At 75.3% G+C, this 17,334-nt stretch carries 15 protein-coding genes; 7 read left to right on the top strand and 8 right to left on the bottom strand.

What is annotated here, in order from left to right; translation table 11 throughout:
• Positions 1 to 19 precede the first annotated feature (19 nt).
• The 3 genes from ACRRSS_RS01370 to ACRRSS_RS01360 all read right to left on the bottom strand — a co-directional run bounded on the left by ACRRSS_RS01370 (position 20) and on the right by ACRRSS_RS01360 (position 4,052).
• A complete protein-coding gene (locus ACRRSS_RS01370) occupies positions 20 to 2,083 on the bottom strand; it encodes an FUSC family protein (protein WP_435969390.1) in 2,064 nt (687 codons plus the stop codon).
• Positions 2,084 to 2,511: 428 nt separating this feature from the next.
• Positions 2,512 to 3,684 (bottom strand): DUF2786 domain-containing protein, encoded by a 1,173-nt coding sequence (locus ACRRSS_RS01365; RefSeq protein ID WP_435969389.1) that lies wholly within the window; start codon positions 3,682 to 3,684, stop codon positions 2,512 to 2,514.
• Positions 3,663 to 4,052, bottom strand: coding sequence for a winged helix-turn-helix transcriptional regulator (locus ACRRSS_RS01360; RefSeq protein ID WP_351901059.1), 390 nt, complete (start codon positions 4,050 to 4,052; stop codon positions 3,663 to 3,665). Before ACRRSS_RS01360 ends, ACRRSS_RS01365 begins: the two co-directional genes overlap by 22 nt.
• Before the next feature lie 39 nt (positions 4,053 to 4,091).
• Here ACRRSS_RS01360 and ACRRSS_RS01355 point away from each other — a divergent pair, with 39 nt between their 5' ends.
• The 3 genes from ACRRSS_RS01355 (at position 4,092) to ACRRSS_RS01345 (ending at position 8,399) form a co-directional block, all read left to right on the top strand.
• Positions 4,092 to 4,967, top strand: coding sequence for an NAD(P)H-binding protein (locus tag ACRRSS_RS01355; protein ID WP_435969388.1), 876 nt, complete (start codon positions 4,092 to 4,094; stop codon positions 4,965 to 4,967).
• A 328-nt stretch (positions 4,968 to 5,295) separates the two neighbouring features.
• On the top strand, positions 5,296 to 6,138 hold the full coding sequence (locus tag ACRRSS_RS01350) for an ABC transporter ATP-binding protein (RefSeq protein WP_435969387.1): 843 nt from the start codon (positions 5,296 to 5,298) through the stop codon (positions 6,136 to 6,138).
• Positions 6,132 to 8,399 carry an FtsX-like permease family protein gene (locus ACRRSS_RS01345; protein ID WP_435969386.1) on the top strand — a complete coding sequence of 756 codons (2,268 nt, stop codon included), beginning with the start codon at positions 6,132 to 6,134 and terminating at the stop codon, positions 8,397 to 8,399. Before ACRRSS_RS01350 ends, ACRRSS_RS01345 begins: the two co-directional genes overlap by 7 nt.
• A gap of 145 nt (positions 8,400 to 8,544) precedes the next feature.
• Here ACRRSS_RS01345 and ACRRSS_RS01340 read toward each other — a convergent pair whose 3' ends face one another.
• Positions 8,545 to 9,147 (bottom strand): GNAT family N-acetyltransferase, encoded by a 603-nt coding sequence (locus ACRRSS_RS01340; protein ID WP_435969385.1) that lies wholly within the window; start codon positions 9,145 to 9,147, stop codon positions 8,545 to 8,547.
• A 137-nt stretch (positions 9,148 to 9,284) separates the two neighbouring features.
• Positions 9,285 to 10,211 (bottom strand): NADP-dependent oxidoreductase, encoded by a 927-nt coding sequence (locus tag ACRRSS_RS01335; protein ID WP_435969384.1) that lies wholly within the window; start codon positions 10,209 to 10,211, stop codon positions 9,285 to 9,287.
• 152 nt (positions 10,212 to 10,363) lie between these two features.
• Between ACRRSS_RS01335 and ACRRSS_RS01330 the strand changes: the two genes are divergently transcribed.
• Positions 10,364 to 11,608 (top strand): LuxR C-terminal-related transcriptional regulator, encoded by a 1,245-nt coding sequence (locus ACRRSS_RS01330; RefSeq protein ID WP_435969383.1) that lies wholly within the window; start codon positions 10,364 to 10,366, stop codon positions 11,606 to 11,608.
• Between the two features lie 195 nt (positions 11,609 to 11,803).
• Positions 11,804 to 13,495 carry a bifunctional 3'-5' exonuclease/DNA polymerase gene (locus tag ACRRSS_RS01325; protein ID WP_435969382.1) on the top strand — a complete coding sequence of 564 codons (1,692 nt, stop codon included), beginning with the start codon at positions 11,804 to 11,806 and terminating at the stop codon, positions 13,493 to 13,495.
• 88 nt (positions 13,496 to 13,583) lie between these two features.
• On the opposite strand, the gene ACRRSS_RS01320 is transcribed toward ACRRSS_RS01325, so the two are convergent.
• Together ACRRSS_RS01320 and ACRRSS_RS01315 are read right to left on the bottom strand one after the other, a co-directional pair.
• Positions 13,584 to 14,882 carry a hypothetical protein gene (locus ACRRSS_RS01320; RefSeq protein WP_435969381.1) on the bottom strand — a complete coding sequence of 433 codons (1,299 nt, stop codon included), beginning with the start codon at positions 14,880 to 14,882 and terminating at the stop codon, positions 13,584 to 13,586.
• A 128-nt stretch (positions 14,883 to 15,010) separates the two neighbouring features.
• Positions 15,011 to 15,520, bottom strand: coding sequence for a SigE family RNA polymerase sigma factor (locus ACRRSS_RS01315; RefSeq protein ID WP_435969380.1), 510 nt, complete (start codon positions 15,518 to 15,520; stop codon positions 15,011 to 15,013).
• A gap of 141 nt (positions 15,521 to 15,661) precedes the next feature.
• On the opposite strand from ACRRSS_RS01315, the gene ACRRSS_RS01310 reads away from it, so the two are divergent.
• Positions 15,662 to 16,048: a DUF6479 family protein gene (locus tag ACRRSS_RS01310; protein ID WP_435969379.1), complete on the top strand. Its 387-nt coding sequence runs from the start codon at positions 15,662 to 15,664 to the stop codon at positions 16,046 to 16,048.
• A 12-nt stretch (positions 16,049 to 16,060) separates the two neighbouring features.
• Positions 16,061 to 16,603 carry a hypothetical protein gene (locus ACRRSS_RS01305; RefSeq protein ID WP_435969378.1) on the top strand — a complete coding sequence of 181 codons (543 nt, stop codon included), beginning with the start codon at positions 16,061 to 16,063 and terminating at the stop codon, positions 16,601 to 16,603.
• A gap of 12 nt (positions 16,604 to 16,615) precedes the next feature.
• On the opposite strand, the gene ACRRSS_RS01300 is transcribed toward ACRRSS_RS01305, so the two are convergent.
• Complete coding sequence (locus tag ACRRSS_RS01300; protein WP_435975219.1) at positions 16,616 to 17,272, bottom strand: pyridoxamine 5'-phosphate oxidase family protein; 657 nt, start codon at positions 17,270 to 17,272, stop codon at positions 16,616 to 16,618.
• Positions 17,273 to 17,334: the final 62 nt, after the last annotated feature.

Here is a 17,334-nt window from a genome sequence, read left to right as displayed (position 1 = left end):
GCCACGGCCCCCGGACTCCTCACCGCGCGCGCGTGGACTCCGTCAGGGCCGTCGTGACCTCGTCCAGGGCCTCCAGGAGCAGGACGGCCCCCTTGTGCAGCAGGAAGTGGTCCGGCGGGTCCGTGGACCAGGCGTCGAGCGTCTCCCGCAGGTCGTCCCACTGCGGCACCTTGCGCTCCCGTACCTCCTTGGCGCCGCGTTCCGTCGCCCGGCGCAGGGACTCCGCGAGGGTCGCGGCGGCCGGTACGGGCGGAGCGCCGTGTTCCGGCAGGTGGGCCTCCATGAGCATCGCCACCCGCCCGAACTCCGCGAGGGCGTGGTCGGCCTGTTCGACCGCCGCGTGCGAGAGCCCCCGGTGCCGTACCGGCTCGTGCGTCGCGCGTTCCACCGCCTCCTGCCAGGCGACCCGGGCCGCGCGGGTGTTCAGGAGCGCCTCCCGTACGTCGGGGCTGCCCGGCCCCACCGGATCGGCGTACCGCGCGGTGACGACCGCCGCGTACCCGCCGACCGACGCCAGCCAGTCCGCGAGCCGTCCGCGCAGCCGGGGCGTCTCCCAGGCCGGGTAGACGGCGTACGCCAGCATCGCGAGGAGCCCGCCGAGCAGGGTCAGCGTCACCCGGTCGCGTACGGTCTGGCCGACGCCCCCGCCCTCCATGCCGAGCAGGAAGACGACGTACGCGGCGACGAAGACCTGGCTGGCGGCGTACCCCGTCCGGATGAACAGGTACATCCCGAAGGCGCACACCACCGCGAGGGCCGCCGACAGGTACGTGTCCGGGTGGGCGGACTGCACGACCGCCGTCGCCAGGGCCACCCCGACGAGAGTGCCGCCGAACCGCGCCACCGAGCGCGCGTACGTCTGCGAGAAGTCCGGGCGCATCACCATCACCGAGGCCATCGGCGCCCAGTAGCCGTGCCCGAAGGGGAGCGCCCCGCCCAGTAGGTAGCCGGCGGCCGCGACCGCCGAGACGCGGACGGCGTGGCGCAGGATCGGGGAGTCCCGGCGCAGCTCGGCGCGGACCTTCACCATGATGATCGGAGCGAGGCGGACCAGGGTGGGGCGGGCGCGGGCCGTGGCGCCGTGTCCCGACGTCTCCGTGCGCGGCTCGGCCGTGTCGACGACGTCGCCGAGCAGCGCGGCGAGACGGATGGCGGCGCGGCGGGGCGGGCCGTGCAGGATCGACAGGGTGTCCGGGGCGTGGAGGGCGTCGACGGCGGCTGCGGGGAGGGCGACGGGTTCGCCGTGCCGGATCGCGTGCGCGGCGGCGTCCAGGACGGTGCCCGCCGCCCCGAGCAGCTCCCGCACGCGCGCGCGTGCGGGGCCCTCCTCCGGCACGCCGACGGCGGGGTCGGCGAGGGAGGCGAGGACGGGCCGGATGCGTTCGGCGAGGCCCCTGGCCCCGTGGAGCTCCGCCGGGCGGCGGCGGGCCTGGCCGGGCGTCACGGCGGCCGCGTTGCGGGCGTGCATGAGCGGCAGGGGGTCGAACGGGGCCACCGGGTCGTGGCGGAGACGGCGGGCGTAGTCCGCCTCGGCGGCGAGCGCGTCGGCGAGGGCGTCGCGCTGGGCGCCCCAGCGGCGGACCGGGAGGACGACGACCAGGGCGGCCTGGACGACACCGCCCGCGAAGATCATGACGGCGTGCCCGGCGGCGGTGGCGACGGAGGTGGGGAGGGTGACGGTCACCAGCATGATCGCCACGTTGGAGGAGGCGATCATGCCGGCGGTGGGGCCGGCGGCCCAGGCGAGGCCCGAGAGGAACGTCCACAGGAGCAGCAGGGCGAGGAAGAAGACCTCCTGGGCGCCGACGAGGTAGCCGACGAAGGTCGACACGGCGAGGCTGGCGCCGGAGGCGAGGGCGAGGGTGGGGCGGGGGCGCCAGGAGCGCTGGAAGGTGGCGATGGCCGCCTGGAAGGCGCCGAAGGCGGAGGAGGCGGCGACGGCGGGGCCGAAGACGGCGAGGGAGAAGCCGATGACCAGGGCGAGCCCGAGGGCGGCGCGGGCGGCGATGACGGGGGAGAGCCGCTGCCGCTCGACGGTGAGCCCGGAGCGGGCGGTCTCCTTCAACGCCCGGAGCCAGCTCATGGCCCGAGCGTATCCGGGACGGGGGCGAAACAGCCGATTTCACCCACGCGTGGGGTTCTGTGGGCATGACCGCTGGGGGCATGACCGATGGGGCCCGGCCGATGGGGCCCGGCCGATGGGGCCCGGCCGATGGGGCCCGGCCGATGGGGGCTCGACCGGGGGGGCCCGGCCGGTGAGGACACGCCCGATGAGGACACGGCGGCCGATGGGTGCGCGGCCTCAGAGGACACGGCCGCTGAGGCACCACCTCCGAGGGCACGGTCTCCGAGGGCACGGCCGTGGTCCGGGCCGGGCGGCAGGCGCCTCAGCACCCGGCCCCATGCCGGGGTCCGCCTCAGCACCCGGCCCCACCTGCCGGCGTCCGCCTCAGCACCCGGCCCACGTGCCGGGGTCCGCCTCAGCGCCCGACTCCCACGCCGCGCCCCGCCTCAGCGCCCGTCCCCTCCCCGCTCCCCGATCCCCCGCCGTCCCGGGTGCAGGCCCGCCCGGTCCGCCGCCGACGCCCCGTGCGTCCAGCCCTCCTCGTCCCAGGCCGCACGCACCCGCGTGGAGCGGGTTTCCGGGAAGAGTTCGTCCGTGCGGGTGGTGACCGCGAGGTCGCGTGAGGCGAGGGCCGGGAGGAGGCTCGGGGCCTCGGCGGCGACCCGGCGGGACGTCGCCGACAGCCGGGTGCCGAGCCGGTTCGCGTACGCCAGGAGGAAGGACTGCCGGAAGGACTTCGTGCGCTTGCGGCCGCCCGCCCGCTGCTCCGCCTCGGCCCGCGTCATCGCCGCCTGCCCCTGCACGAGCAGCGAGGTGTAGAGCAGCTCCACCGGGTCGAGGTCCGCCTCGAAGCCGACCACCGTCGAGAAGCCGTACGACTCGTTCCACACCGCCCGGCAGTGGTTCGCCGTCGCCACCGCGTCCAGCAGGATCGCCTTCGCCTGCTCGTACGGCGGCTCCACCCCGATCCGGACCGCCCCCGGTGTCTCCGGGGACGGCGCGCCCGCCGCGAGCGTCGCCTCGTCCAGGCTGTGGCGCGCCATCAGCTCCTGCGCCTTGGCCGTGAGGGCCTCGGCCTCCTCCGGAAACCCCGTCGCCTCCGCCTTCGCGAGCAGCGCCCTGATCCGGGTCAGCATCCGGGGCTCTCCCGCGACCGCGGGCGGCAGCGCCTCCCCGGGGACCGGGCCGACCGCGTCGAGCCGCGGCAGCCGGACCAGGAGCCGGTACAGCTCCAGGACGGTCGTCGCGTACGAGAAGCGGTCCGTCGGCCGTGCGGGGGCGGCGTCCAGCTCGTCGAGCTGCGCCTGCCAGCGGTGCGGCAGCCGCTCGTAGCGGGCGGTCTCGCCGCGGATCAGGCCGGTGAGGACCCTGAGGTGCTCGTCCGCCAGGTCGCGGCGCGCCATGCGCACGATGTCCGCGGGCTGCCACCCCCGCCCCCACAGGGTCCGTACGAACTCCTCGCCGCGACGCGTCAGTCCGGCGTCCGCGCTCCGGTCGGCGGCCAGCAGCGACGCCGCCGTGTCGAGCGACCCGTCGTCGCTCGCGTACAGCGCCTCGAAGGCCTTGTCGATCGTGGTGTTCACGCCGTCCCTGGTGCTCACGCCGTCCTCGTGTCCCATGCCTCGCGCGACCGGGCGATCACCGCACGGTGATCGAGCGACCAGTCGACGAGCTGCTTGATCAGGTGGGTCATGCTGTGGCCGGTCTCCGTCAGGGCGTACTCGACCTGCGGCGGCGTCGTCGGGTAGACCGTCCGCGAGACGAGGCCGTCCCGTTCGAGGCGGCGCAGGGTCAGGGTCAGCATCCGCTGCGAGACCCCGGTGACCAGCCGCTGGAGTTCCCTGAACCGCCTTGGTCCCGGCGCGAGTTCGACGACCACGTGCACCGTCCACTTGTCGCCGAGCCGGTCCTGGACGTCCCGCACCCCACAGTCCTCCGCACAGCTCACCAAGGGCTCGGTGGTTACCTCCGTGTGCCCCTCGGACATGGATGTGCCTCCTTACGCGATCTTCTCCGTCCCCCCACGATGGTCTCAGCCATCTCGACCCCTGGGGGAAAACATGCTGCTGGTCACCGGTGTCTCCGGCGCTCTCGGCTCACTCGTCGCCGACCGGCTCGCCGGCCGCGAGGACGTCGTCCTCGGCACGCGCGCGGGCTGCCCGGCACCCGCCGGCTCGACTTCGACGCGCCCGGGACGCTGCCGGAGGCCTTCGCCGGGGCGGACACGCTGCTGCTGATATCCGCCGGGTACGGGGAGGACGACACGGTCGTCGCCCGCCACGGGGCCGCGCTCTCGGCCGCCGAGCGGGCGGGCGTCCGGCACGTGGTCTACACGAGCCTGTCCGGGGACGGCGACCACCTCACGTACGCGCTCGCGCACCGCTGGACCGAGCGGCGGCTGCGAAGCTCGGCCACGCTCGACTGGACGATCCTCCGCAACGGTCTCTACGCCGAGTTCCTCACCTGGATCGCCGCGCCCGACGCCGACGGCCGGATCACCGGCCCCCTCGGCGGGGGGCGTCTGGCCGCCGTCGCCCGCGAGGACCTCGCCGACATCGCCGTCTCCGTGGCGACGGACCCGGCCGCCCACCGGAACCGGGTGTACGAACTGGTCGGCGAACGCGCCCTGGGCGGCGCCGACCTGGCGGCGGCCCTGGGCGCCACGTACGCCCCCGGCACGCTCGCCGACGCCCGCGCCGCCTTCGCCGCCTCCGGGGCGGCCCCCTTCCAGGTGCCGATGCTGGCGAGCACGTACTCGGCGATCGCCCACGGCTTCCTGGACGGTACGGGGGTCGAGAGCGACCTGCGCACCCTGCTCGACGGCCGCGAACCGCTGGACGCGCTGGACGTGTTCGTGAAGGCGGTACGGGCGGGGGACGCCTCCGGCGACATCGCGGCGTAAGCCCTGCGGCGTAAGCACTGGTGACCGCCGCGGTGCAGGGGGCGTGACCGCCGCGGCGCCGGGGTCGTGACCGCCGCGGGAGAAGCCTCGGCCGCGAAGCCCCGGCGCGGGCCTCGCGGCCGTCGCGGCCCGGCGGCCCGGTAGCCGCCCGGGCGCAGGGCTCTGCGAGCGTCCGGCGCAGCCCCCGGGAGCCCCCGGGAGCGCCCGGGGCAGGTCTGGCCCTGCCCGCCGTACACCCGGCAGTGGTCGTGAGGGTAGGTCTGGCCCTACCCCCCGGACACCCGGCAGTGGTCGTGATCGGCGGCGGGGAAACCGGTTCGCTAGAGGCATGACCTCGACAGCCCGGACCGCCGCAGCGAAGCCCTCTCCGCCCGCCCCCACCGCCGCCGTACGGCTCCGCCGACTGACCCGTCACCACCGGGACGTCCGCGCCCTCGACGGCGTCGACCTCGACTTCCACGCCGGGACCTTCACCGCCGTCATGGGCCCCTCGGGCTCCGGCAAGTCCACGCTGCTCCAGTGCGCCGCCGGCCTCGACCGGCCCACCGCCGGGCAGGTGGAGGTCGGCGGGGTCGCTCTGGAGGGGCTGAGCGAGCGGCGGCTGACCCTGCTCCGGCGGGACCGGATCGGTTTCGTCTTCCAGTCCTTCAACCTGCTGCCCGCCCTGACGGCCGCCCAGAACGTGGCCCTGCCCCTCCGCCTCGCCGGCCGTCGCCCCTCCCGTACGGAGGTACGCGAGGCGCTGGCCCGGGTCGGACTCGCGGGGCGGGAGCGGCACCGGCCCGGCGAGCTCTCCGGCGGGCAGCAGCAACGGGTCGCGATCGCCCGCGCGTTGATCACCCGTCCGGCCGTCCTCTTCGGCGACGAGCCGACCGGAGCGCTCGACTCGACGACGAGCCGCGAGGTGCTCGACATGCTGCGGGAGCTGGTCGACCGGGACGGGCAGACGATCGTCATGGTCACCCACGACCCGGTGGCGGCGGCCCGCGCGGACCGCGTGGTCTTCCTGGTCGACGGCCGCGTGGCGGACGAACTTCCGGCCCCGACGGTGGAGGCGGTCGCGGCACGCATGACGACGTTGGAGACGGTCCCGGCCGGCCTGACGGAGACGCCACGACCCACCGCCCCCGCCATCACCCCCCGTCCCGCCGCCGGGAGCCCCTCGTGCTGACCGTCGTCCTCTCCGGCCTGCGTGCCCGCTGGGCCTCCTTCCTCGGCGGATTCGTCGCCCTCGCGCTCGGCGTGGGGCTGCTCACCATCATGGGGCTCGGCCTCTCCGCCACTTTTCACGCGCCCGAGCGTTCTCCCCAGCGATTCGCGTCCTCGCCCGTCGTGGTGCAGGGTCAGGACCGGCTGACGCTCGACGTGCGGCGCGGGCCCGAGACGGTGTCCGTGACGCGGCGACTCGACCGTCCACAGCCTGTGGACAGTGAACTGCTCCGCGAGCTCCGCGCCCGCTGGACCGTCACCACCTCCGGCACCTCCACCTCCGGCGGACCCGGATCCGGCACGCCCACCTCCGGCACGTCCACCTCCGGCGGACCCGGATCCGGCACGCCCACCTCCGGCACGTCCACCTCCGGCGGACCCGGATCCGGCACGCCCCAACCCACCGGACCCGACGCCGTAGGCGTGGACGCCCCCGCCGCCGAGGTCCGGGCGCTCGTCGGTGACCGCGCCCAGGTCCTCACCGGCGACGACCGGCGGCGCGCGGACCCCGACCCCGAGCGGGACGCCGAAGCGCTCCTCGCCCTCAACGCCCTCCTCGGCACCTCCGGCGGCGTCACCGCCTTCGTCTCCGTCTTCGTCGTCGCCTCCACCTTCGCGTTCGCCGTGGCGTTGCGCCGCCGCGAGTTCGGGCTCCTCCGGACCGCGGGGGCCACCCCCGGACAGATCCGGCGGCTCCTCCTCGCCGAGGCCGCGGTGCTCGGCGTGCTGGCCTCGGCCGCCGGATGCGCCCTCGGCGCCCTGGGCGCGCCACTGCTCGCCCGGGTCCTCGTCGACAGCGGTCTGGCCCCGGAGTGGTTCTCGGTCGGCGGGCCGGCCTGGCCCTTCCACGCGGCCTTCTGGACGGGTGTGACCGTCGCCCTCGCCGGGGCGGTCGCCGCCTCCCGGCGTGCCGGGAGGGTCGGCCCCACGGCCGCGCTCCGGGAGGCGGACGTCGACGCCGACGCCCTGCCCCTCGGCCGGGCCCTGCTCGGCGCGGGACTGGTCGCGACGGGTCTCGGGCTCCTCGTCTGGACGTGCGTCACGGACCCGTCGGCGCTGCTCAAGCGGAAGACGTACACGACCCTCCCGATGCTCCTGATCACCGGCATCGCCCTGCTCTCCCCGCTGCTCGTCCGGCCGGTGGCCCGACTGCTGCGGCTGCGGGGCGCCGTGGGGACGCTGGTGCGGGAGAACAGCGCGGCCTCCGTACGCCGTACCGCCGCCGTCGCCGCCCCCGTCCTCGTGACCGTGGCGCTCGCCGGGACGCTGTTCGGCTCGGCGACGAGCGTCACGCGCGCGAAGGGCGTGGAGGCGCGGGAGCAGACGGCCGCGCGGTACGTCGTGACCGGCGCGGCGAACGGCGGCACGGGCGGCCTGGGGCCGGTGACGCCGCCGCCCGGGGCGGTCGTCTCCCCCACCGGGCCGACCTCCGTCTTCGTACGGGACGGGGACGCGGCCGTCGTGAAGTACGGGGCGCGGGCGGTCACCGACCCGGCGGCCTTCGCCGAGCTCGCCCGGCTGCCAGTGGTCGCGGGGGACCTGCGGGACCTCGACGACCGGTCGATCGTCGTGAACGAGGAGTTCGAGCGGCGCCGGGTGGGCGAGACCGTCGAGGTCTGGCGCGCGGACGGGACCGGTCCGGTACGGCTCCGGATCGCGGCCGTCCTCGCCCTCGGGACCGGCGACAACGGGCCGTACGTCACCCGGGCGAACGCCCCCGGCTCCGCCCCCGACCGGATCGAGGCACGGGGCGGCGGTACGGCCACGGTGCGGGCGCTCGCGGCGAGCGGCGGCACCGTCAGGACGGCCGACGCGTGGGCCGACGCCGAGCGCCCCCCGACCGGCAGCCCGCAGACCCGCCTCGGCCTGCTCCTCGTCCTCGGCATCGCGCTGGTCTACACGGTGATCGGCCTCGCCAACACCCTGCTCATGGCGACGTCCGTACGCGGTGGGGAACTGGCCTCGCTCCGGCTGGCCGGGGCGACCCGGGCCCAGATCCTGCGGGTCGTGACGGGCGAGGCGACGCTCGCCGTGGCGATCGGCACCGCGCTCGGCCTCGCGGTGACGGCGCTCGTCCTGGGCACCCTGGGAGCGGGCCTCGCCGCCCTCTCGGCACCGGTGGTCCTGGCCCTCCCGTGGGGCATGGCCGGCACGGCGGCGGGCGTGTGCGCGACGGTGGCCATCGCCGCGTCGGCCCTCCCCGCGTGGCGCCTGACGCGCTGAGCGGCGATGGTGGGACGGACGGGGCGGTGACCGGGGTCGGAGCCGGGTCACCGCCCCGTCCACCCGTACGGCCTCCCCGTCCGTAGACGGGAAGCCCGCCCCAGGCGGGCACGACCCGGGACGGGAAGCTGACGGGAAGCCCGCCCTAGGAGGCCCCGGCCCCGCCCACGCCCCCGCCCCCCAACGCCGCCTTCGCCGCCTTCGCCGCCCTCCACTCCGGTGCGAGGACCGACCAGACCTCCTGGTCGTGGCGCTCGCCCCGGTAGGAGTAGCTCTCCCTCAGGACGCCGTCCCTGGACATCCCGAGGCGGCGGGCCACGGCGATGCTGGGCGCGTTGCCGGAGGACACCACCCACTCCACCCGGTGGACCCCGCGCACCTCGACCGCCCAGTCGACGAGCGTCCGCGCCGCCCGGGTCACCAGACCCCTGCCGACGCCGGCCGGCTCCAGCCAGCAGCCCGCCTCCGCGGTGCCGCCCTCGACGTCCAGCTTCCGGAGGATCACCGCGCCGACGAGGGTGCCGTCGGACCAGATGCCGTGGATGCGCCCCGTGTCGGCGGCCGTCTTCTCCGCGTACAGCCGCAGGAAGGCACGGCTCGACTCCAGGTCCGTGACGACGTCGGGGAGTCCGTTGCGCGCGCCGATGAACTCGCGTCCCCGGTCCATGTGCGCCAGGAACTCGTCGGCCTGCCACGGTTCGAGCGGGCGCAGCTCCGCGCCGTCGTCTCCCAGCGGTATCGCGTACATCGTCGTCGCCCTCCACGGTCGGAACCAGCTCTCACGGCGGAGGGATCCTCTCACTCCCGGGGCGCGCGACCCGTAGGTTTCTCTCCTGGATCCGGGGGGGGCCGGCCCCCCGTGCGGATCCCACGCCCACGGGGGCCTCAGGGAAGCAGGACCAGCTTTCCCCGGACATGGCCCGACTCGCTCAACTCCTGGGCCCTCGCCGCCTCCTTGAGGGGAAACGTCTCGGCGAGCCGGACCGCGAGGGTCCCCTCCACCGCCGCGCGCGCGTGGGCCGTGAGTCCGGCCCGTACGGCGTCCAGGTCTCCCATGACCCCCGAGAAGACGATCCCGTACCGCTCCGCGTCCGCGTCCGCGATCGTCGCGATCCGCTCCTTCGGCGCGTCGGCCCCGCCCAGGAGCTCGATCGCGACCGGCAGCACGCCGTGGCCCGCCGCGTCGAAGACCGCGTCGACGCCGTCGGGGGCGGCGGCGCGGACCCGGTCGGCCAGGCCCTCCCCGTAGGCCACCGGGATGGCGCCGAGTTCCCGCAGGTAGGCGTGGTTGGGCTCCGAGGCGCTGCCGATCACCCGCACCCCGGCCGCGACGGCGAGCTGGACGGCCACCGAGCCGACGACACCCGCCGCGCCGTGCAGGAAGAGCGTCTCGCCCTCCCGTACGCCGATCAGGTCCAGGACACGCTGCGCGGTCTCGCCGGCCACCGGGAGGCTCGCGGCGGCCTCCCAGGAGAGCCCGGCGGGCTTGGGCGCGACGATGTCGGCGATGGCGTACTCGGCGTAGGAGCCGGTGCGGGTCCAGCCGAGGACCTCGTCGCCGACGGCGAGGCCGGTGACGCCCTCGCCGAGCTTGTCGACGGTGCCGGCGAACTCCAGGCCGGGGACGGCCGGGAACGTCGTCGGGTAGAACGCCTCGACCCAGCCGTGACGGCGCTTCCAGTCCACCGGGTTGAGGCCGACGGCCGCCACCTTCACACGGACCTCGCCGGGGCCGGGCTCCGGCACGGCGACGCCGGTCGCGTGGCGCAGCACCTCCGCGCCGCCGAACTCCTCGTACACGATCACTTCCATCTCAGCCTCCACAGCCGCCTGTTCACGGTTCCCGCTCTCCGACGAGACCCAGCCTGCGCCCGCGGCGGCCCGCGCCCCGCCCTCCCAACGGCCAGTCCCACCTACCCGAAAGGCCAGCGGGGACCCGGCCCTCCCCGCGTACGCTCGACCGCATGGACGCGCTCACGCTGACCGCCGCGTACGAGATCATCCGGCAGCCCCTCGGGGAGATCCTCCCCGCGGTCTCGGCCGCCCTCGCCCCGCTCGTCCCGCACGTGGACGCGGCCGAACTCTCCACCCACTGCGCCCACTCCCCCTTCAAGACGCTCGGCGGTACGGAGCTGCTCACCGCCGCCGAACTCGCCCCGCTGCTCGCGGCCGGCGTCCCCGGCAGCCCCTGGCAGGGCCGGGCGACGCTCGGGGGCCGGGAGCGCGAGGCCGTCGCGGTCACCAGCCACGCGACCCGGCGCGGAGCGGTCCTCGTGCTCGTACGGGAGGACGGCTCCGCCCCGGCGGACGCGGCCGGACTCGCCGTGGCGCAGGCCCTGTGGGACCTGGTGTCCGGCCACTTCGACCGGTTCGCGACGGAGGCCATGCCGGGGGCGCTCGCCCGGTCGCGGGCGGCCGCCGACACCCGGGCCCGGGTGATCGCGGAGCTGACGGCCTCGCACACGGCGGCGCTCTCCGGGGTCCTCGGGGTCCTGCGCAGCCGCGCCCTCGACGACACGACGGCCCGGACGACCGCGACCGACCTGGCCGCGTCGGCGCTGATCGAGATGCGGGCCGCACAGCGACGGGACCGGGCGCTGGCGGAGGAGCCCGCCCAGGACGCCTTCGAACGGCTCGCCGCCGAACTGCGGCCGCTGCTGCGGCACAGCCAGGTCCGGCTCGACCTGGGCGCGCCGGACTCGGACCGCTCGCTCGCGGCGGACGTGGCGCACAGCGCGCGGGCGATCGTCCGCTCCCTGCTCCTGATCGTGCTCGAACAGGACTCGGTGCGCCGGATCCACGTCGGCTGGCAGCTGACCGAACACGAACTGCGGGCCTCCGTACGGGACGACGGCGCGGGCGCGCTCGCCCCCTGCGCCCTCGGTGCGGGCACGATCCGGGACCGGCTCGACGTCCTCGGCGGACGGCTGGAGCTGGACGCCGTCCCGGGCTGGGGCACGACGATCACGGCGGTCCTCCCCCTGGCGGCACCCGCCGCCCCGGTCGAGGCGGCCCACCCGCTGACCGGCCTCGGCGAGCGGGAGGTCGAGGTCCTGCGCCACCTCGCCCTCGGCCACCGCAACCGCCGGATCGCCGAGGAACTGCACATCAGCGAGTCGACGGTGAAGTTCCACGTGGCCAACATCCTGAACAAACTGCACGTCGCCTCCCGGGGCGAGGCGGCGGCGCTGTTCCACGCGGCGGCGTAGAGCCCGGGGCGGAACGGGCCGGCGCGGGGCTGGGAGGCGACGGGGAGCCGGGCGGCGGTACGCACGGGGAGTCACGCGGCGCCGTAGAGCCCCGGGCGCGAGTCCCGCGACGGAGCGGGCCCCGGTCACCCCACCGGCCGCGCGCCCGCCCCGCCTCACCCCCCGCTGTCAGTGCCGCCTGCCAGACTCGCACCCATGACCGACAGGTGGGCCCTCGCCGCCGAGGCGGAGGGGGACGGAGCCCTGCTCGTACCCCTCGGCCCCGACGGGCTGCCCGCCGGGGACGTGCGGCGCGAGCCGGACCTGGTGGCGGCCGTACGGGCCAGGCCCGAGGTCACCCGCTGGGTGTGGCGGTCGACGGCCGAGGTGTACCCCCGGCTGCTCGCCGCCGGGGTCCGCGTCGAGCGGTGCTACGACATGGAGGACGCCGAGCAGCTTCTCCTGGGGCACGAGGGGCGGCTCGGCGAACCCCGATCGGCGGCGGCGGCCTGGGCGCGCCTGCGGAACGCTCCGGTGCCGCCCGACCCGCCGCAGCGCGGCGCCGAACCGGGCTCGCAGGACTTCCTCTTCGAGCCCCGCCCCGTGGTCTCCGTACCCTTCGACGGCCTCCTCGCGGTCTACGCGGAGCAGCTGCGGCGCCACGACCGGGCGGAGCACCCGGGCCGGATGCGGCTGCTCACGGCCGCCGAGTCGGCGGGGATGCTGGTGGCGGCGGAGATGCACAGGGCGGGGCTGCCGTGGCGGGCGGACGTGCACCGGGACCTGCTGAACGAACTGTTGGGCGAGCGGTACGCGGGCGGGGGCGAGCCGCGCCGTCTCGCCGAGCTCACGGACGAGGTGTCGGCCGCCTTCGGGCGCCGGGTCCGGCCGGACCTGCCCGCCGATGTGGTGAAGGCCTTCGCGCAGGCCGGGGTGCGGGTGAGGTCGACCCGCCGCTGGGAGCTGGAGGAGCTGGACCATCCGGCGGTGAAGCCCTTGATCGCGTACAAGAAGCTGTACCGGATCTGGACGGCGCACGGCTGGTCGTGGCTCCAGGACTGGGTGCGGGACGGCCGCTTCCGGCCGGAGTACCTGCCGGGGGGCACGGTCAGCGGGCGGTGGACGACCAACGGCGGCGGGGCCCTGCAGATCCCGAAGGTGATCCGGCGGGCGGTGGTCGCGGACGCGGGGTGGCGTCTGGTGGTGGCCGACGCCGACCAGATGGAGCCGAGGGTGCTCGCCGCGATCTCCCGGGACCCGGGTCTGATGGAGGTCGCGGGGCACCCCGACGACCTGTACACCCGGCTCTCGGACCGGGCCTTCTCCGGCGACCGCGACCACGCCAAGATCGCCCTCCTGGGCGCGATCTACGGGCAGACCAGCGGCGACGGCCTGAAGAACCTGGCGGCGCTGCGGCGCCGCTTCCCGCGCGCGGTGGCCTATGTCGACGACGCGGCGAAGGCGGGCGAGGAGGGCCGGCTCGTGCGGACGTGGCTGGGCAGGACGAGCCCCCGGGCGGTGGGAGCGGGCGAGGCCGAGGAGGCGGGCCTTCCGCAGGAGGGCGGCGAACCGGTCGCTTCCGAGGGCGAGTTCGTCCCCGGGTACGCCTCGGGCAACGCGCGGGCGCGGGGCCGGTTCACCCGCAACTTCGTGGTGCAGGGCAGCGCCGCCGACTGGGCGCTGCTGATGCTGGCGTCGTTGCGTCGGGCGCTGACCGGTCTGCGGGCGGAGCTGGTGTTCTTCCAGCACGACGAGGTGATCGTGCACTGTCCGGCGGAGGAGGCGGAGGCGGTCACGGCGGCGATCCGGTCGGCCGGGGACGAGGCGGGACGGATCACGTTCGGCGAGACGCCGGTGCGGTTCCCGTTCACGACGGCCACGGTCGAGCGGTACGCGGACGCCAAGTAGGCACGGAGAAGGGGGCGGCGGTCCCGCCCGCTCGACGGACCCACCACCCCCTCCCTTCCCCCGCTTGCGTATCCCCCGTGCCTACGCGCTAGTTCAGCTTCTGCCACTTCGGGCTCAGCGCGATCGCCCTCAGCTGCGCCATCGTCAGCGCGGGCTCGGCACGCGTGGCGTCCTGGTGCTGTGCACCGGTGTTGAAGGCGGACACGACCACCCGGAACCCCTCGGGCGTCATGGTGTCCGCGGTCCACCACACCACGCCCGAGCCGCCCTTCTCGCCGGGCTGCTGGGTGAGCTTCACCCTGCGGCCGTCGGGCAGGACGGTGACGTCCCCGCTGCCGAAGAGGCCGCCGGCGGCACCGGACATGCCGGGCTGGACGTTGATCTGGACGAGGCTCTTGCCCTTGCCGTCGTCGACGACGAGGAAGCCGTAGCCGGCGTCCCCGCCCTGGTCGGTGACCGTGAGGCCCTTGGGCAGGAGGGAACGCAGGGTGGCCCGGACGGCGGGGCCGCTCGGCTCCGAGGGCGCCTCCGGCTCGACCTGGCCACCCGGGTTGTGCGGGTTGCGGGGCAGCTGCCTGAGCAGCGGACGCCAGCCGTCGGCCGTGACGAGGGCCTTCAGCTGGGCGGCGCTGAAGGGCGGGTTCTCGCGGGTGATCGCGGCGCCCTTCTCCCCGGCGGCGTTGTACTCGCTCGCGTCGATCAGGAAGCCGTCCTTGGTGAGCAGGACCGCCCGCCAGTTCTTGGTCTCCTCGCGCTTGTCGGGGTACACGTACCCCTGGAGGACCATGAGCCGGTCACCGCCCGGCAGCCGCTTGCTGGTGCAGTCGTCGTAGGGGACGTGCACCCTCGACGGGCACGCCACCTGGTCCTCGCCCGCCTCACCGGTGCCGCTCCGGTAGAGGCCTACGGAGACGGCGGCCTTGCCCTTGCCGTCGTCGTGGACGCCGAGGACGGACTGGCCCCTGCCGTCCGGGTTGTCGATCTCCCATGAGCCGGCCGGGGTGTTGGCCTGGAGGACGGCCGCGAGGTCCTTGACCGGGATCTGGGCCTCGCCCCGCTTGTTGGCGTCGGCCTCGGCCTGGCCGCTCGGGTCGGTGCCGGGCTCGGCGGTCTTCTTGGGGCTCGCCGCCACGGAGACCTTCTCGGGGCTTCCGGCGGGCGAGAGCAGGGAGCCGCCGTACACACCGCCGATACCGACGGCGGCGAGCGCGAGGGCGCCGCCGGTCACGGCGAGACGACGCCGGAGCAGCCGGCGGCGGCCGCGCTGGAGTCCGCCCGAGACCAGCCCGCGCCGGTCGTGGGCGGCGAAGCCGTCGCCGGTGCTGCGCAGGACGGCACTTAGCTCCTCCTCGAATCCGTCGGGCTGGGGGGCTTCGTTCTGGGACATGTCGAATTCACCGTCTCCGGTTGGTGGGTGTGCGGGGGCGGGGGTGGGAGCGGTCGGCGCGACGACCGACGGGAAGACCGGCGGGAAGACCGGCGGGACGGGTCGCGCCGCAGAGAAGGGAAACGTGGTCAGCGGGCGGCGAACTCGGTGATGGTGCCCCCGAGCCGTTGCCGAAGCCTGGCGAGCGCCCGAACGGAACGCGTGCGGACGGCGGCGGAGCTGACGTGGAGGGCGTCGGCGGTCTCCTCGACGCTGCGGTCCTCCCAGTACCGCAGCACCACGACCGCGCGGTCCTTGGGCGCGAGCCCGGCCAGCGCGTCGAGCAGGGCGATGCGCAGGGCCGGGTCCTCGCCGGTGTCGGGGGCCCGGTCGGGGAGTTCGCCGAGGGGGCGCTCGGTCGCCGAGCGGCGCCGCTGGTGGCTGAGGAACGTGCGGACGAGCACGGTCTGGGCGTACGCGGCCGGATTGCCGATCCGTGCCATGCGGCCCCACACGGCGTACATCCGGCCCAGCGTCTCCTGGGTGAGGTCCTCGGCCAGGTGGGTGTCACCGCTGGTCAGCAGGCACGCCGAGCGGAACAGATGGCCCGTGCGTGCGGAGGCGAACTCCAGGAACTCGTCCGCGCGGGACTTTCTCATGCCCCTCCTTCCCTCGCGGTCACGTGGCGTGGTCGCCGTACACCTCATTGACGCGACGGGGGCGCGCAAATGTTTCAGGGAAATCCGAGGGTTGTTCCGCGCAATGCGTCCAAAAGGTCTGAAAACGGGTAACTCTGGAGTATGAACACTCTCAGCGCAGCACCGACGCTGGCTGCGGGAGTCTGGCAGTCAGGCCTCGGACAGCTTCTCGGCGGCCTTGTTCTCGTCGCCGTCCTGATCGCGGCCTTCTGGCTGGGCTTCCGGGTCCGCAACCGCGAACCCGCGGCTCCCACGGCCGATGAGCAGCCGCACCGGCCCGAGACGGACCAGCTGCCCGGCGAGATGTCCGAGTACCGCAGGCCGAGCGAGATGCCGCAGACGGACGGCGCGCACCGCCTCATGCCGTACCAGCTCAAGGAATCGGGCGGCACGGAGACGTCACCCGACCCGCCCACCGAGGAGAAGCGCAAGTGGGGCGGCATCTCCAGCGGCGGCTTCGGCAGCGGCGGCACGGGGCACGGCGACTGACCGGGCACGGCGATGCCTGTCGCATCCCGTCGGGGTACCCGTCCCGGGTACCCCGACGAGGTCACGCGCTGCCCGGCGCACGACGAGTTCTCGGTTCCGTACGAGGAGATCGCCGAGGTCGTGGAGCGCACTCCGGCGGCGACCCGTCAGCTGGCCGGCCGGGCCAGGTACCGGCTGCGGGAGACCGAGGAGATGCCGGAGCCGGACCTCGCCCGACAGCGCGAGGTGGTGGCGGCCTTCCTGGCGGCCTCGCGGAGCGGCGACACCGACGCCCTGCGGGCCCTCCTCGACCCCGAGGTGGTGCTGCGCGCCGACGAGACGGCCGTACGCGAGGGCGTGCCGGGCGCGCACGGCCCGGCGGCGGTCGCGGAGGCGGTCCTCGCCTGGACGAGCACGGCCGGGAAGGCGGTGGTGGACGGGGCGGCGGGCCTGGCGTGGCCACCGAGACGGGACCCGAGGATCGTCTTCACCTTCACGGTCCTGGAGGGCCGGATCACCGCCGTCCACGCCCTGGCGGACGAAATGCGCCTCGGCCACCTGAACCTCAGGCTCTGAGCCCGCCCCGGCTCACTCCCCCAGGACACGCCCCGCGCGGGAGGCCACATGGGCGGGCGGCACGGAGTCGGCCGGCAGCAGCGGATCGGTCACCGGCGCGCCGAAGGTGGTCACGACCGGCAGGACTCCCGCCCAGAGCCCGAGCGCCGCGTCCTCGGAGTCGCCGTCGTCCGGCGGCCCGCTCCGGGTCTTCACGGAGGCCTCGGTCAGGTCGAGCGCCAGCAGCGCCGTCGCGGCCAACTCCTTGCGGCTGGGCTGCCGTACGTACTCCCACTGACCGGGCGCACTCTGCTCGGTGAGCGCCTTGAGCCCCCGCAGCTTCTCGCCGGGGTCGGTGACGACACGGGGAACGCCGTAGACCATCGCGCAGCGGTAGTTGACGCCGTGCTCGAAGACGGAGCGGGCGAGGACGAGCCCGTCGACATGGGTGACGGTGACACAGACGGTGGCCTCGGGCGCCCGCACCAGACTGCGGCTGGCGACGGACCCGTGCAGGTACAGCTGGTCGCCCTCGACGCCGTAGACGGTGGGCACGACCATCGTCGACCCGTCGACGGTGACCCCGAGATGACAGAGGAACCCGGCACCGAGCACCGCGTCGAGATCGGCCCGCCGATGGCTCCCCTGCTCCCGCAGCCGCCGCAACCGGGTCCGCTCGGTCACGGCCAACTCGTCCCCGCCCCCGACGATGCCACTCACACTGCCCCCAGGTTCCCGCCGCCGACGTAAGA

Origin of the sequence: Streptomyces sp. Qhu_M48, from assembly GCF_051305195.1 — a bacterium.
Lineage (GTDB): Bacteria > Actinomycetota > Actinomycetes > Streptomycetales > Streptomycetaceae > Streptomyces.
This window is presented reverse-complemented; position numbering and strand designations above follow the sequence as displayed.